The organism is Isoptericola hypogeus (assembly GCF_039531145.1).
Lineage (GTDB): Bacteria > Actinomycetota > Actinomycetes > Actinomycetales > Cellulomonadaceae > Isoptericola > Isoptericola hypogeus.
In genome coordinates, this window is record NZ_BAAAPM010000003.1 from 1,766,411 (window position 1) to 1,779,475 (window position 13,065).

A 13,065-nucleotide genomic window follows, 5' to 3' on the forward strand; every position below is an offset into this window, starting at 1 on the left:
GGATGGATCGCAAGCACGACGCCGCCGCGACCGACCGGAGCGACGCCGACGCCGGGGCGAGCGCGCGCCGCACGCTGCTCGCACTGGGCGCGCACACGCTGGAGCCGCGCCCGTGGCAGCCTGAGCCCGCACCGCCGTCGGCCGTCGACCTCGTGCGGCACTACCTGTGGCGCTCGGCTCGCGGGGACCTCACGTCGGAGCAGGACGCCGAGGGCGCGCTCGCCGCGCTGGCCCTCGTCCCCGCGGCCCGGGCCGAGGTCGACCAGCTCGAGACGGCCGCGCTCTTCTCGGCGCGCGCGGCCGGGCACACGTGGGCTCGCCTCTCGGCGGCGCTCGGCCTCGGCTCCCCGCAGGCGAGCCAGCAGCGGCTCGACCGGCTGGTCGCGCGCTCGGGGGACGACGGGGGAGCGTCGTGAGCAGCGCGTCCGAGCCCGAGCTGCTGGTGCTGCACGCGGTGCGGATCCTCGGCACGGCGGACGACGAGTCCGCCGCGGCGCGCTACGGGCTCGACGTCGCCGTCGCGCGCGAGCACCTGCTGGACCTCGAGGCGTTCGGGCTCGTCAGGCGGGCCGAGTTCGCGGGCCTCGGCGGCTGGTCGCTCACCGGGCGCGGCAGGGCCGAGGACGAGCGCCTGCTCGCCGCCGAGCTGGCGACCGACCCGACGGGTCGCCCCGCCGCCGTCGTGCACGAGGTGCTCGCCGGCTTCGACCCGCTCAACGGCCGGCTCCGGCAGGCCTGCACGGACTGGCAGCTGCGCCCCGGCGACGGCGGGAGGCTGGACGTCAACGACCATCGCGACCCCGCGTGGGACGCCCGGGTGCTCGACGAGCTGGGCGCCGCCGTGGCCGGGGTGCGCCCCCTGCTCGCCCGGCTCGCCGCCGTCCTCGAGCGGTTCGCCGGCTACGACGGGCGGCTCGACGGCGCTCTGGCCGCCGCGTGCGACGGCGACGGTTCACGCGTGGCCGGGCTCGGCGCGGCGTCCGTGCACGGGGTGTGGATGGAGCTGCACGAGGACCTGCTCGCCACGGCGGGCATCGCGCGTGGTGCGGTCACCTCACGCGAAGGCGCCGACTGACGCCTCTGCGGCGCGCGCGATGTTGCGCTGCATACCGCCGAAGACGACGCCGTGGAACGGGCTGATCGCCCACCAGTAGGCCTGGCCGAGGAGCCCGCGGGGGTAGAAGATCGCGCGCTGCCGGAACCGCGTGCCGCCGCCGTCGTCGCCCTCGACGGACAGCTCGAGCCAGGCGAGGCCCGGGAGCCGCATCTCCGCGCGCAGCCGCAGCATCCGGCCCGGCACGATCGCCTCCACCCGCCACCAGTCGAGCGCGTCGCCCGGGGCGAGCCGGTGCGGGTCGCGGCGACCTCGCCGCAGGCCGGGCCCGCCGAACAGGCGATCCATCACGCCGCGCGCCATCCAGCCCAGGCGCCAGGAGTACCAGCCGTGGGCGCCGCCGATGCCCTCGATCACCGACCAGAGGGCTTTCTCGGTGGCGTCCACCGTGCGTGAGCGGTCGTCCACCTGGAGGCTGCCGCCGGCCCAGTCGGGGTCCTCGGGCAAGGGGTCCGACGGTGCACCGCGCGTCGAGGCGGACGTCCAGCTGGTGCGGACGTCCAGGTCGCGGATCCGTGCCAGGGCCAGCGCGACGGCGCGGTCGAAGCCGAGGAGCCCCTCGGGCGGGTCGGGCACGTAGGCCTTGACGTCCCCCTCCTTGGCGACCACCTCGTGCACCAGGGAGCCGACGAGCGGTCGCGCGATCCCCGGCGGGACCGGCGTCACCAGCCCGACCCACAGGCTGGCCAGGCGGGGGGTCAGCACCGGGACCGCCCGGATGATCCGCGGCGGCAGGCCGGCCACGGAGGCATAGCGCTGCATCATCTCCCGATAGGTCAGGACGTCCGGGCCCCCGATGTCGAACGCCCGGCTGACGTCGGCGGGGAGGCCCGCCGCGCCGACGAGGTAGCGCAGCACGTCCCGGACGGCGACGGGCTGGATGCGGTTGTCGATCCAGCGCGGCGCGACCATCGCCGGGAGCCGCTCCGTGAGGTAGCGCATCATCTCGAACGAGGCGCTTCCCGAGCCGAGGATCACCGCGGCGCGCAGCACGACCGTCGGCACGCCGCCGTCGAGCAGGATCTCGCCCACCTCCCGGCGGGAGGCCAGGTGCGGCGAGAGCCGTTCGCCCTCCGGGTACAGGCCGCCCAGGTAGACGACGCGGCGTGCCCCCGCCTCGCGGGCCGCGACGGCGAAGCCACGGGCCGTGCGACGGTCCTGGTCGGCGAACTCGGGGCCCGACCCGAGGGCGTGGATGAGGTAGTACGCGACGTCCACGCCGTCCAGGGCGCGACGCAGGTCGTCGCGGGAGGTCGCGTCGGCCGTGACCACCTCGACGTCGTCGACCCAGTCCCGGGCGGCGAGGCGCTCGGGATGCCGGGCCATGACGCGCACGGCGTACCCGGCGGCGAGCAGCTCGGGGACGAGGCGGCCGCCGATGTACCCGGTGGCGCCCGTGACGAGGGCGAGCCCGCCGCTCGCCGGCCGGCCGTCGTCAGCGGTGCCGTCGTTCATGGTGACTGCTCCGTCGTGGCGGCCAGCCGGGGATCGCGCTGCAGCGGGGCGACGTCGCCCTCCTCGTCGAGCTGGGTCGCCATGCTGCGCAGGAACTGTGCCACCGCGGGGCGGGCGCCCGCCGGCACCTCGCGCCCGATCTCGGCCATGCGCTCGTGCATCCGCGTCAGCCGCTCTCGGACCTCCTGATGGGCGTGCTCGGTGGCGACGATGACGAGCGACCGCCGGTCGCTCGGGTGCGGCTCGCGCCGGAGGTGACCCGAGGCTGTGAGGCGGTCGAGCAGCTTCGTGGTCGACGCGGTCGAGATGTGGAGCGCGGTGGCGAGCGCCCGCGGTGTGGCCGGCTCACCGCGGGTCTCGGCGGCGATCACGATCTGCAGGGCCTGCAGGTCCGTCACGTTCATGGCCATCCCCGCGCTGATCCGGGCGCGCATGTCCTGGTCCGCCCGGCGGAAGACGCGGAGCGCCTCGAGCATCGCGACGACCGGCACGTCGTCGCGCCCGTACCAGTAGCGGTCGTCGGGCGGGGTGGTGTGCTCCATGGTCGCGATGTTACCTTTCATGTATTACTAGCCAGGCTAGCAATATTCCGTGAGAGAGGAAGGTCGACAGGTGACCGACCACGCAGACCCGGATGCGGTGCTGCGCGAGTTCCTGGCACAGGGCGCCGCGCACTCCGACACCCTCGGGGCGCCGTACCGCCATCTCTGGACCGACCTGGCCACGGCCACCACGGGCGGCAAGCGGTTCCGGCCGACGCTGCTCCTGGGCACCTACCGGGCCTACGGCGGCACGGACGACCGGCTCGCCGCCACGGTCGCCGGGGCCGTGGAGCTGCTGCACACCGCGTTCGTGGTCCACGACGACGTGATCGACGGCGACCTGACGCGGCGCGGCCGGCCCAACGTGTCGGGTGCCGCGGCGGGACGGGCGCGCGCGGCCGGCGCGGGCGAGGCGGGCGCCCGCGCCTACGCCGACACCTCCGGCATCCTCGCCGGCGACCTCGCGCTGGTGGGCGCGCTGCGCGCGGTGTCGCTCTGCGGCGCCCCGACGGCGACGGTCCGACGCCTGCACGACCTCGTCGACCGGGCCGTGCACGCGAGCGCCGCCGGGGAGCTGGCCGACGTCGGCCTCTCGGTCGGCATCGGGGACGCCACCGTCGACGACGTGCTGCGGACGGCCGAGCTCAAGACCGCGGCGTACTCCTTCACGCTCCCGCTCCAGGCCGGCGCCGTGCTCGCCGGGGCGGACGACCGCGTGGTGCGCCGGCTGGGCGAGGTCGGGCGGCTGGTCGGCGTGGCGTTCCAGCTGCAGGACGACGTCATCGGGATGTTCGGCGACGAGGCGCAGAGCGGGAAGAGCTGCCTCACGGACCTCCGAGAGGGGCGGCAGACCGCCCTCGTCGCCCACGCCCGCACCACGACGGCGTGGCCGTCGATCGCGCCGTTCCATGGCTGCGCGGACCTCACCCGCGAGCAAGCCGACGACGTGTGCGGCCTGCTCGAGGCCTGCGGGTCGCGGCGCTTCGTCGAGGGGCTCGTCCGGAGCCGGCTGCGGCTCGCGCTCGACGTCGCCGGCGTGCTCGGCCTGCCGGCGGAGCTGTTCGACTGGGTGGGAGCGCGCACCGAGGGCCTGCTGCGGAGCGCCGCATGACCGTCCGTGCCGACCGGGAGCGCGCGCCCGCCGCCGTGACCTCGGGCGACCCGCTGTACGACCGGGTCGCCCAGCGCAGCGCGGGCGCGGTCATCGCCGGCTACTCCACGTCGTTCGCGTGGGCGTGCCGCCTGCTGGCCGAGCCGGTGCGCACCCAGGTGCGCAACATCTACGCGCTCGTGCGGGTCGCGGACGAGCTGGTGGACGGCCCGATGGTGCCGGACGCCGAGCGGGCCGGAGTGCTGCTCGACGCCCTCGAGGAGCAGACGCTGACCGCCGTGCGGGACGGGTACAGCTCGAACCTCGTGGTGCACGCCTTCGCGCTGACCGCGCGCGCCTGCGGCATCGGCCCGGAGCTGATCACGCCGTTCTTCGCGTCGATGCGCACCGACCTCAGCGTCCGTCGCCACGACGACGAGAGCCTCCGGGAGTACGTGTACGGGTCGGCGGAGGTCGTGGGCCTCATGTGCCTGCGCGCGTTCGTGGCGGCCCCGGACGCCGCCGGGTGCCCCGGCTACGGCGAGCTCGCGCCGGGCGCCCGTCGCCTCGGAGCGGCGTTCCAGAAGGTCAACTTCCTGCGCGACCTCGGCGCCGACGTCGACCTGCGGGGGCGGACCTACTTCCCGGGCGTGGTCGCCGAGCGCCTGACCGACGGGCAGCGCGACGAGCTGCTCGACGACGTCGACGCCGACCTCGCCGTCGCGGCCGTCGCCATCGACCGGCTCCCCGCCAGCAGCCGCCGCGCCGTGGCGGCGGCGCACGACCTGTTCGCGGCGCTCTCCAAGCACCTCCGCCAGGTCCCGGCGAGCCGGCTGCGCCGCTCCCGGGTCCGCGTGCCGGCGGCGCACAAGACGTGGATCCTCGTCCACGCCTACGCCCTCGGCGGCCGGTCGTGACGACGCCGGCCGGGTCGGCGCCGGCCGGGAAGGCGGTCGTCGTCGGGGGCGGCATCGCCGGCCTGGCCTGCGCGGCGCTGCTCGCGCGCGAGGGCTACGAGGTCGACCTGTTCGAGCAGCACGACCGCGTGGGGGGACGCGCGGGCTCCTGGGAACGGGACGGGTTCCGCTTCGACACCGGTCCGTCCTGGTACCTCATGCCGGAGGTCTTCGACCACTTCTTCCGGCTGCTCGGCACCACGGCCGAGGACGAGCTCGACCTCGAGGTCCTGGAGCCCGGCTACCGCGTGTTCTTCGAGGGGATCCGGGAACCCGCGGACGTCCACGCCGACCAGGCGGCCAACGAGGCGACGTTCGAGGCGATCGAGCCGGGAGCGGGCGCGCGGCTGGGCCGCTACCTCGCCTCGGCGCGCGACGCCTACGACATCGCCACGCGGCGCTTCCTGTACTCCAGCTTCCAGTCCCTGGTCCCGCTGGCGCGCCCGGACGTGCTGCGTCGCGCCCGCCGGCTGTCGACGCTGCTGACGACCCCGCTCGAGGCGTTCGTGGCGCGGTCCTTCACCGACCGGCGGCTGCGGCAGATCCTCGGGTATCCCGCCGTGTTCCTCGGCTCGTCCCCCGACCGGGCGCCGAGCCTCTACCACCTGATGAGCCACCTCGACCTGGCCGACGGCGTCCGCTATCCCCACGGCGGGTTCGCCCGGCTGATCGACGCGATCGCGCTGCGGGCCGAGAAGGAGGGCGCGCGCCTGCACACCGGGGCGACGGTCACCGCGATCGCCACCGAGGCGACGCGCCGCGGCCGTGCGCGGGCGACCGGGGTGCGGGTCCTGCAGGACGGGGAGGAGCGCGACGTCCCGGCGGACGTCGTCGTGGGTGCGGCCGACCTGCACCACGTCGAGACGCGGCTGCTGCCGCCGCGGCTGCAGACCTACCCCGAGCGCTGGTGGGACCGGCGCGAGTCGGGGCCCGGCGCCGTCCTGGTGCAGCTCGGGGTGCGTGGTGAGCTGCCCGAGCTCGCCCACCATTCCCTGTTCTTCACGCGGGACTGGACCCGGAACTTCGACGACATCTTCGACGGCCGGCGCGTCCCCGACCCGGCCTCCTGCTACGTCTGCCGCCCCTCGGCCACGGACCCGACGGTCGCGCCGCCGGGCGCGGAGAACCTGTTCGTGCTGGTGCCCGTGCCGCCGGACCCGGGGATCGGTCGCGGCGGGCTCGACGGCGCGGGGGACCCCGTCGTCGAACGCATCGCGGACGCCGCCATCGACCAGGTCGCGGCGTGGTCCGGCGTGGCCGGCCTGCGGGAGCGGATCGTGCTGCGCCGCACCGTCGGCCCCGGGGACTTCCTCGCGGACCTCCACGCGTGGTCCGGCGGGGCCCTCGGGCCGGCGCACACCCTGCGGCAGAGCGCCTTCCTGCGCGGCCGGAACGCCTCCCGGAAGGTCGCCGGCCTGTACTACGCCGGGTCGAGCACCATCCCGGGGATCGGGCTGCCGATGTGCCTGATCAGCGCCGAGATCCTGGTCAAGCGGCTGCGCGGGGACCGCTCGACCGGGCCGCTGCCGGAGCCGGCATGAGGTGGGTCTACCTGGGCTGCCTGCTGGCCTCGCTGGCGGGAATGGTCGCGATGGACCGTCGCTGGAGCCTGTTCCTCTTCGCCCGCCCGCGGCGGGGACTCGTCACCCTGGCGTGCGGGGTGGCCTTCTTCCTCCTCGTCGACGTCGCCGCGATCGTGCTGGGGTTCTACGGGCGCGGTGGCGGCGCGTCCCTCAGCGGTCTCGAGTTGCTCCCGCACCTGCCGGTGGAGGAGATCGTCTTCGTGACCTTCCTGTGCTACCTCACGATGGTGCTCTTCGGCCTGCTCACGCGGCTCGCGGACCGGCCGTCCCACCGCCGGGGGGCCCGGCGATGACCTACGGCGCGCTGTCCTGGGCGGTGGTGGCCGTCGCCGCCGCCGTGGCGGCCGTGTGCGCCGCGCGGGTGCGCCCGCCGCTGCGCTGGTGGGCGGCGGTGGGGGCGGTGGCGCTCGTGCTCGCCGTCCTCACCGCGGTGTTCGACTCCGTGATGATCGCCGCCGACCTGTTCCGCTACGACGAGGCGGCGCTCAGCGGCCTGCGGATCATCGACGCCCCGGTGGAGGACTTCGCGTGGCCGGTCGCCGCCGCGCTGCTCCTGCCCGCCACGTGGGAGCTGCTCGGCGCGCGGCGTGCCGCGACGGCCGCGACCGAGGGGGACGAGCCGTGAGCGACCAGGGGACGACGGCGGCGCCCGCGCGGCCGCAGCCCGGCGCGGTGCGTCAGCTCATCGGGGCGTCCCGCCCGATCAGCTGGGTCAACACCGCCTACCCGTTCGCGGCCGCGTACCTGCTGAGCGCCGGCCGACTGGACGCCGTGCTCGTGATCGGCACGCTGTACTTCCTGGTGCCCTACAACCTGCTGATGTACGGGACCAACGACGTCTTCGACTACGAGTCGGACCTACGCAACCCCCGCAAGGGCGGCTTCGAGGGCGTGGTGCTCGGCCTCCGGTGGCACCGGACCGTGCTGTGGTCGGCCGCCCTGTCGAACGCGCCGTTCCTCGTCTACCTGGTGGTCGTGGGCGGGCCGGCCTCGACGGCGGTGCTCGCGCTGAGCGTCTTCGCGGTGGTGGCGTACTCCGCGCCCGGGCTCCGGTTCAAGGAGCGCCCGGTGCTCGACTCGGTCACCTCGAGCACGCACTTCGTCAGCCCCGCCGCGTTCGGTCTGGCGCTGGCGGGAGCGGAGCCCGGCCGGGCGACCGTGGCCACGATGGTCGCGTTCTTCCTGTGGGGCATGGCGTCGCACGCCTTCGGCGCGGTGCAGGACATCGCCGCCGACCGCGCGGCGGGCATCGCCTCCGTCGCGACCTGGCTCGGGGCGCGGTCCACGGTCCGCGCCGCGATGGTCGGCTACGCGCTGGCCTCCGCGGCGATGCTCGCCGCGGGCTGGCCGGGCGCGCTGGCCGCCGTGATCCCCCTGCCGTACCTGGTGAGCATCGCGCCGTTCCGCGACCTGTCGGACGACGAGTGCGAGCGGGCGAGGCCGGGCTGGCGCCGGTTCCTCTGGCTGAACCTGGTCAGCGGGTTCCTCGTCACGCAGCTGCTCATCGCGCTCGCTCAGGGATGGCTCTGAGCGTCGGCCTCACCCCTTCTCCCACGCCTCGCGGGGGCCGGGCACCGTCGTGAAGAGAGGGTGGACCTGGACCGTCGGGTCCGCCTCCCACGCCGCGGCCCGCTCGGGGCTGCGCACGCGCAGCTTCGCCAGCAGGTGGTCGCGCTCGAACGCCAGCTGGCCCTCGCTCACGGACACCTTCGGCGCCGGCGGGCGGCCGTCGCGGGGCGGGTCGACGATGCGGGCCCGGTCGAAGGAGTAGGCACGGTCGGAGGCCTCGGCCGCGACGCCCCACAGGTAGTCGCCGATCGCGGCCACGGGGTCCGGGGCGGCCCGGAACCGGACCAGCTGGCTGTGGTTCCGGTACCCACGGGTCCGCCCGGCGAGCACGGCCTGGGCGAGGAGCGCCTCGCGCCAGCACGCGGTCAGCCCCTGGCGGTCGAGGTGACGAGGGTGCAGCGACCAGATCCGCATCGGGCGGCTCAGACGGTGGCGCCGGCGTGCAGCGACGCCGCGAGCGGGGCGATCTCGGGGATCTCGTCGGCGCGGGCGAGGGCGTCTTCGAGGGCGCGGTCGTGCGTGGGCCGGGCGGCCTCGAGCAGGGCGCGGCCGGCGGGGGTGAGCTCGGTGTAGATGCCGCGGCGGTCGTCGGCGCAGAGGATGCGCGTGAGCAGGCCGCGGTCCTCGAGGCGGGTGACGAGGCGCGTGGTCGCGCTGCTGGACAGGGCCGCGGCGCGGGCGAGCTGCTGCATGCGCATGTGCCAGCCGTCCTGGCGGCTCAGCGCGTCGAGCACGGTGAACTCCACCACGGAGAGCCGGTGCTCCTTCTGCAGCGCGCGCTCCAGGTCGGTCTCGATCAGCCCGTGCAGCGCGGCGAGCGTGCGCCAGCCGCGCGCGCGGATCTCGACGGCGTCGTCGGCGATTCCCATGTGTCGGCCTCCTCGCCGGGCCTCGTGGCGGCCCGGTCTTCCGCGTCACAGCATAGCGCCTTGCGCGGGTAGAGCGCGTGTGCAACTATCTAGAACGTTGCGCGTGCAACTAATGCACACGCCGGTAGTTGCGCCCGGACCCTACGCGGCCGGACGCGTCCCGCACCCTCATCACTGGAGGCCTCGATGCCTGCCGCGCTGTACGCCCTCGCCCTGGGAGGCTTCGGCATCGGACTCACCGAGTTCGTCATCATGGGCCTGCTGCCGCAGGTGGCCGCCGACTTCGGCGTCACGGAGACGGTGGCCGGCTACCTGATCTCCGGCTACGCGCTGTCCGTCGCCGTCGGCGGCATCGCCCTGACCGCCGCCCTGTCCCGCGTGCCGCGCAGGCGCGCGCTCCTGCTGCTGATGGTGCTGTTCATCGCCGGCAACCTGCTGTCCGCCGTCGCCCCGACCTACGGGATGACGATGGCGGGCCGGGTGGTCGCGGCCCTGTGCCACGGCGCGTTCTTCGGCATCGGGGCGGTCGTCGCGGCCGACCTCGTGCCCGCGAACCGCCGCGCCGCCGCCATCTCGGTCATGTTCGCCGGGCTGACGATCGCGAACGTGGCCGGCGTGCCGCTCGGCACGTTCCTCGGCCAGGCCGCCGGGTGGCGCGCCACGTTCTGGGCCATCACGGTCATCGGCGTGATCGGCCTGGTCGGCATCGCCGTGCTGGTGCCGCGCATCGAGCACCGCTCCGCCGGCTCCGTGCTGTCGGAGTTCCGCATCTTCCGCGAGCGTCAGGTCTGGCTGTCCATGGCAGTCACCGTGCTCGCCTTCGGCGGCATGTTCGGCGGCTTCACGTACATCGCCTTCACGCTCACCGATGTCAGCGGCTTCAGCGGCGCCGCCGTCCCGTGGCTCCTCGTCGTCTTCGGGGCCGGGCTCTTCGCGGGCAACGTGCTCGGCGGCCGTGCCGCGGACCGGAACCTCGTCAAGGCGCTGACCGCCATCATCGCGGTGCTCGCCGTCGTCCTCGTCGTCTTCGCGCTCACCGCGCAGAGCAAGGTCGCGACCGTCGTGTCGCTGCTGCTCATGGGCGGCTTCGGCTTCGCCACCGTGCCGGGCCTGCAGGCCCGCATCATGCGGTACGCCGACGGGTCGACAGGCACCGGCTCCACCCTCGGCTCCGGCGCCAACATCGCCGCGTTCAACGTCGGCAACGCCTTCGGCGCCTGGGCCGCCGGCCTCGCCCTCGCCGCCGGCGCGGGCTACACCGCGCCCCTGTGGGTGGGCGCGGCCATCACCGTGGCCGGGCTCGGCGTCCTGCTGGTCGCCGTCCGCACCCGCGGCGGCGAGCTCGCTCGGCCGCGCGACGTCGAGCACGAGCCCGCGCCCGCCGCCGTCTGACCCCTCGGCACTCCCCACGACCCGACACACCCCCACGAAAGGCACGCCCTCATGACCACGAACGTCCCCGCCGTCACCCTCGCCGACGGCCGCACCATGCCCCAGCTCGGCTTCGGCGTCTTCCAGGTGCCCGACGCCGAGACCACGACCGCCGTGAGCGCGGCCCTCGAGGCGGGCTACCGCAGCATCGACACCGCCGCCGTCTACGGCAACGAGCGCGGCGTCGGTCGCGCGATCGCCGAGTCGGGCGTCGCCCGCGACGAGCTGTTCGTCACCACCAAGCTGTGGGTGGACGGGCTGGGCCGCGCCGCCGCGCGGGAGGGCCTCGAGGCGAGCCTCGAGAAGCTCGGCCTCGACCACGTGGACCTGTACCTGATCCACTGGCCCGCCCCGGCGACCGACGCGTACCTCGACGCCTGGCAGGGCCTGGAGGGCCTGCGCGACGCCGGCCTCGCCCGCTCGATCGGCGTGTCGAACTTCCTGCCCGAGCACCTCGACCGCGTCGCGGCGCTCGGCGGCGCCGCCCCCGTCGTCAACCAGGTCGAGCTGCACCCCGCGCTGCAGAACCGCGACACCGCCGCCGCCAACGTGCGGCACGGCGCCGTCACCGAGGCGTGGAGCCCGCTGGCGCAGGGCGCCGTCCTCGGCGACGCTGCCGTCGTCGACGCCGCCCGCGCGCACGGCGTCACGCCCGCCCAGGTGGTGCTGCGGTGGCACCTGCAGCAGGGCCGCGTCGTCATCCCCAAGTCCGTGACCCCGGCGCGGATCGCGGCCAACCTCGACGTGTTCGGGTTCGACCTCACCGACGCCGAGCTCTCCGCCATCGACGGGCTCGAGCGCGACGGGCGCACGGGCCCGCACCCGGCGACGTTCCAGGGCTGAGCACCGCCGGCGGCGCGGCGTCGACCACTACGATCGGGGGAGCCGAGGTCGGCGCCCTGCCGGCCGGCCGATCCCGTTCCCCGAGGAGGGGCCACCCATGCCGAGTGCCACCCGCGTAGCCGTCGTCACCGGAGCCAGCAGCGGCATCGGCGCGGCCAGCGCCCGCGCGCTCGCCGCGGCGGGCTTCCACGTCGTCCTCGGGGCCCGCCGGCTGGACCGGCTGGAGCAGGTGGCCGCCCAGACCGGCGGCACCGCGATCCCGCTGGACGTCACGGACGACGCATCGGTCGAGGCGTTCGCCCGCACCGTCGACGAGCGGCTCGGCCGCTGCGACCTGCTCGTCAACAACGCGGGCGGCGCGCTGGGAGCCGACTCCGTCGCCGAGGCGGATCTCGCCGACTGGCAGCGGATGTATGACATCAACGTGCTCGGCACGGTGCGGGTCACCAAGGCGCTGCTGCCGCAGCTGGTCGCGTCGGGCGACGGGCAGGTCATCACCATCGGCTCGATCGCGGGCCGCGAGCCCTACAAGGGCGGCGCCGGGTACAACGCGGCCAAGCACGCGGAGGCGGCGCTCACCCGGGTGCTGCGGCTCGAGCTGCTCGGCCAGCCGGTGCGCGTGAGCGAGATCGACCCCGGCATGGTGCAGACCGACTTCTCGCTCGTGCGCTTCAAGGGCGACCAGGAGCGGGCCGACGCCGTCTACGCGGGCGTCGAGGCGCTCACGGCCGACGACGTCGCCGAGACGGTGGCATGGATCGCCACCCGCCCGGCGCACGTCAACGTCGACCAGGTGCTGCTCATGCCGCGCGACCAGGCCGCGGCTCAGGTGATCCACCGGCGCTGACGGCGGGATCGGGGTGGTCCTCGCCGTGGCCGACCATCTTGAGCCCGATGGCGCAGCCGATGATGCCGGCGAGGAACAGGACCTTGAGCGCGCTGACCGTCTCGGTCCCGGCGACCATCGCCCACCCGACCGTGAGGGCCGCGCCGACGCCGGTCCAGATGGCGTACGCGGTGCCGATCGGGATGTGCTTGGCCGCATAGCCGAGGCCGAGCATGCTCAGCGTGAGGGCGACCACGAACACGATCGTGTCGCCGAGCACCGTGAACCCGTGGCTCGCGTCCAGGGCGGTGGCCCAGACCGCCTCCAGCACCGCGCTGGCCAGCAGCACGACCCAGGCCACAGTGCTCGCGTTCTTCTTCCCGCTCATCGTCAGCTCACCACCTTGAGTCCCACGACCGACCCGACCAGGCCGACCAGCAGCAGCGCGCGCGCGACGGTCAGCCGCTCGTCGCCGCGCACGATGGCGACGAGCACCGTGAGCACGGCGCCGATGCCCACCCACACCGCGTACGCGGTCCCCACGGGGATGGTGAGCATCGCGTGCGCCAGGCCCCACATGCTCAGGGCGAGGCCGACGACGAACACCGCCGTCGGCACGGGGCGCTTGAACCCGTGCGACGCGGCGAGCGCGGTCGCCCACACCGCCTCCATGACGCCGGCGGCGACGAGGATCAGCCAGTCCACTCCGCTCACTCCCTCTCCCGGTCGGGGTGGTCGCGCTGTTTTCGCACGACCGTGCGAAGACAGTTCTAGCACACTTCGCACG

17 protein-coding genes are annotated in these 13,065 nt (G+C 74.9%); 11 read left to right on the top strand and 6 right to left on the bottom strand.

All coding sequences use genetic code 11. From position 1 onward, the window contains the following. Window positions 1–2 precede the first annotated feature (2 nt). Window positions 3–416 (top strand): DNA-binding protein, encoded by a 414-nt coding sequence (locus ABD254_RS10180; RefSeq protein ID WP_344248146.1) that lies wholly within the window; start codon window positions 3–5, stop codon window positions 414–416. Continuing rightward, on the top strand, window positions 413–1,075 hold the full coding sequence (locus tag ABD254_RS10185; protein ID WP_344248148.1) for a transcriptional regulator: 663 nt from the start codon (window positions 413–415) through the stop codon (window positions 1,073–1,075). Before ABD254_RS10180 ends, ABD254_RS10185 begins: the two co-directional genes overlap by 4 nt. Here the strand turns inward: ABD254_RS10185 and ABD254_RS10190 are convergent. Both ABD254_RS10190 and ABD254_RS10195 read right to left on the bottom strand, forming a co-directional pair. After that, complete coding sequence (locus ABD254_RS10190; RefSeq protein WP_344248150.1) at window positions 1,055–2,569, bottom strand: SDR family oxidoreductase; 1,515 nt, start codon at window positions 2,567–2,569, stop codon at window positions 1,055–1,057. The genes ABD254_RS10185 and ABD254_RS10190 overlap by 21 nt on opposite strands. Continuing rightward, the gene (locus tag ABD254_RS10195) at window positions 2,566–3,111 is read right to left on the bottom strand and encodes a MarR family winged helix-turn-helix transcriptional regulator (protein WP_344248152.1); all 546 of its coding nucleotides are present in this window, start codon (window positions 3,109–3,111) and stop codon (window positions 2,566–2,568) included. Before ABD254_RS10195 ends, ABD254_RS10190 begins: the two co-directional genes overlap by 4 nt. A gap of 70 nt (window positions 3,112–3,181) precedes the next feature. On the opposite strand from ABD254_RS10195, the gene ABD254_RS10200 reads away from it, so the two are divergent. The 6 genes from ABD254_RS10200 to ABD254_RS10225 are packed head-to-tail and all read left to right on the top strand — an operon-like array spanning window position 3,182 to window position 8,270. Continuing rightward, window positions 3,182–4,222 (top strand): polyprenyl synthetase family protein, encoded by a 1,041-nt coding sequence (locus ABD254_RS10200; RefSeq protein ID WP_344248154.1) that lies wholly within the window; start codon window positions 3,182–3,184, stop codon window positions 4,220–4,222. Beyond that, window positions 4,219–5,118 carry a phytoene/squalene synthase family protein gene (locus ABD254_RS10205; RefSeq protein ID WP_344248156.1) on the top strand — a complete coding sequence of 300 codons (900 nt, stop codon included), beginning with the start codon at window positions 4,219–4,221 and terminating at the stop codon, window positions 5,116–5,118. The genes ABD254_RS10200 and ABD254_RS10205 overlap by 4 nt, the downstream gene beginning before the upstream one ends. After that, the gene (gene crtI / locus ABD254_RS10210) at window positions 5,115–6,698 is read left to right on the top strand and encodes a phytoene desaturase family protein (RefSeq protein WP_344248158.1); all 1,584 of its coding nucleotides are present in this window, start codon (window positions 5,115–5,117) and stop codon (window positions 6,696–6,698) included. The genes ABD254_RS10205 and crtI overlap by 4 nt, the downstream gene beginning before the upstream one ends. Continuing rightward, the gene (locus tag ABD254_RS10215; RefSeq protein WP_344248160.1) at window positions 6,695–7,033 is read left to right on the top strand and encodes a lycopene cyclase domain-containing protein; all 339 of its coding nucleotides are present in this window, start codon (window positions 6,695–6,697) and stop codon (window positions 7,031–7,033) included. Before crtI ends, ABD254_RS10215 begins: the two co-directional genes overlap by 4 nt. Then, window positions 7,030–7,365: a lycopene cyclase domain-containing protein gene (locus tag ABD254_RS10220; RefSeq protein WP_344248162.1), complete on the top strand. Its 336-nt coding sequence runs from the start codon at window positions 7,030–7,032 to the stop codon at window positions 7,363–7,365. Before ABD254_RS10215 ends, ABD254_RS10220 begins: the two co-directional genes overlap by 4 nt. Beyond that, the gene (locus ABD254_RS10225) at window positions 7,362–8,270 is read left to right on the top strand and encodes a prenyltransferase (RefSeq protein WP_344248164.1); all 909 of its coding nucleotides are present in this window, start codon (window positions 7,362–7,364) and stop codon (window positions 8,268–8,270) included. Before ABD254_RS10220 ends, ABD254_RS10225 begins: the two co-directional genes overlap by 4 nt. 9 nt (window positions 8,271–8,279) lie before the next feature. On the opposite strand, the gene ABD254_RS10230 is transcribed toward ABD254_RS10225, so the two are convergent. After that, window positions 8,280–8,723 carry a pyrimidine dimer DNA glycosylase/endonuclease V gene (locus tag ABD254_RS10230; protein ID WP_344248166.1) on the bottom strand — a complete coding sequence of 148 codons (444 nt, stop codon included), beginning with the start codon at window positions 8,721–8,723 and terminating at the stop codon, window positions 8,280–8,282. Between the two features lie 8 nt (window positions 8,724–8,731). Then, window positions 8,732–9,178: a MarR family winged helix-turn-helix transcriptional regulator gene (locus ABD254_RS10235; RefSeq protein ID WP_344248168.1), complete on the bottom strand. Its 447-nt coding sequence runs from the start codon at window positions 9,176–9,178 to the stop codon at window positions 8,732–8,734. A gap of 186 nt (window positions 9,179–9,364) precedes the next feature. Here ABD254_RS10235 and ABD254_RS10240 point away from each other — a divergent pair, with 186 nt between their 5' ends. From ABD254_RS10240 to ABD254_RS10250, 3 genes are all read left to right on the top strand, one after another. Beyond that, the gene (locus ABD254_RS10240) at window positions 9,365–10,570 is read left to right on the top strand and encodes an MFS transporter (protein WP_344248170.1); all 1,206 of its coding nucleotides are present in this window, start codon (window positions 9,365–9,367) and stop codon (window positions 10,568–10,570) included. Between the two features lie 51 nt (window positions 10,571–10,621). Continuing rightward, entirely contained in the window at window positions 10,622–11,452 is an 831-nt protein-coding gene (locus tag ABD254_RS10245) for an aldo/keto reductase (RefSeq protein ID WP_344248172.1), read from the top strand. 97 nt (window positions 11,453–11,549) lie between these two features. Further along, window positions 11,550–12,299, top strand: coding sequence for an SDR family NAD(P)-dependent oxidoreductase (locus ABD254_RS10250; protein ID WP_344248174.1), 750 nt, complete (start codon window positions 11,550–11,552; stop codon window positions 12,297–12,299). On the opposite strand, the gene ABD254_RS10255 is transcribed toward ABD254_RS10250, so the two are convergent. Both ABD254_RS10255 and ABD254_RS10260 read right to left on the bottom strand, forming a co-directional pair. Next, window positions 12,253–12,666: a DMT family transporter gene (locus ABD254_RS10255; protein ID WP_344248176.1), complete on the bottom strand. Its 414-nt coding sequence runs from the start codon at window positions 12,664–12,666 to the stop codon at window positions 12,253–12,255. The two genes, ABD254_RS10250 and ABD254_RS10255, sit on opposite strands and share 47 nt — an antisense overlap. A 2-nt stretch (window positions 12,667–12,668) precedes the next feature. Further along, window positions 12,669–12,983, bottom strand: a complete 315-nt coding sequence (locus tag ABD254_RS10260) for a DMT family transporter (protein WP_344248537.1) — start codon at window positions 12,981–12,983, stop codon at window positions 12,669–12,671. Window positions 12,984–13,065: the final 82 nt, after the last annotated feature.

Coding starts and splice junctions, on each gene's coding strand:
- ABD254_RS10180 (WP_344248146.1), top strand. CDS start 3: ATGGATCGCAAGCACGACGCCGCCGCGACCGACCGGAGCGACGCCGAC.
- ABD254_RS10190 (WP_344248150.1), bottom strand. CDS start 2,569: ATGAACGACGGCACCGCTGACGACGGCCGGCCGGCGAGCGGCGGGCTC.
- ABD254_RS10195 (WP_344248152.1), bottom strand. CDS start 3,111: ATGGAGCACACCACCCCGCCCGACGACCGCTACTGGTACGGGCGCGAC.
- ABD254_RS10205 (WP_344248156.1), top strand. CDS start 4,219: ATGACCGTCCGTGCCGACCGGGAGCGCGCGCCCGCCGCCGTGACCTCG.
- ABD254_RS10215 (WP_344248160.1), top strand. CDS start 6,695: ATGAGGTGGGTCTACCTGGGCTGCCTGCTGGCCTCGCTGGCGGGAATG.
- ABD254_RS10220 (WP_344248162.1), top strand. CDS start 7,030: ATGACCTACGGCGCGCTGTCCTGGGCGGTGGTGGCCGTCGCCGCCGCC.
- ABD254_RS10230 (WP_344248166.1), bottom strand. CDS start 8,723: ATGCGGATCTGGTCGCTGCACCCTCGTCACCTCGACCGCCAGGGGCTG.
- ABD254_RS10235 (WP_344248168.1), bottom strand. CDS start 9,178: ATGGGAATCGCCGACGACGCCGTCGAGATCCGCGCGCGCGGCTGGCGC.
- ABD254_RS10240 (WP_344248170.1), top strand. CDS start 9,365: ATGCCTGCCGCGCTGTACGCCCTCGCCCTGGGAGGCTTCGGCATCGGA.
- ABD254_RS10245 (WP_344248172.1), top strand. CDS start 10,622: ATGACCACGAACGTCCCCGCCGTCACCCTCGCCGACGGCCGCACCATG.
- ABD254_RS10250 (WP_344248174.1), top strand. CDS start 11,550: ATGCCGAGTGCCACCCGCGTAGCCGTCGTCACCGGAGCCAGCAGCGGC.
- ABD254_RS10255 (WP_344248176.1), bottom strand. CDS start 12,666: ATGAGCGGGAAGAAGAACGCGAGCACTGTGGCCTGGGTCGTGCTGCTG.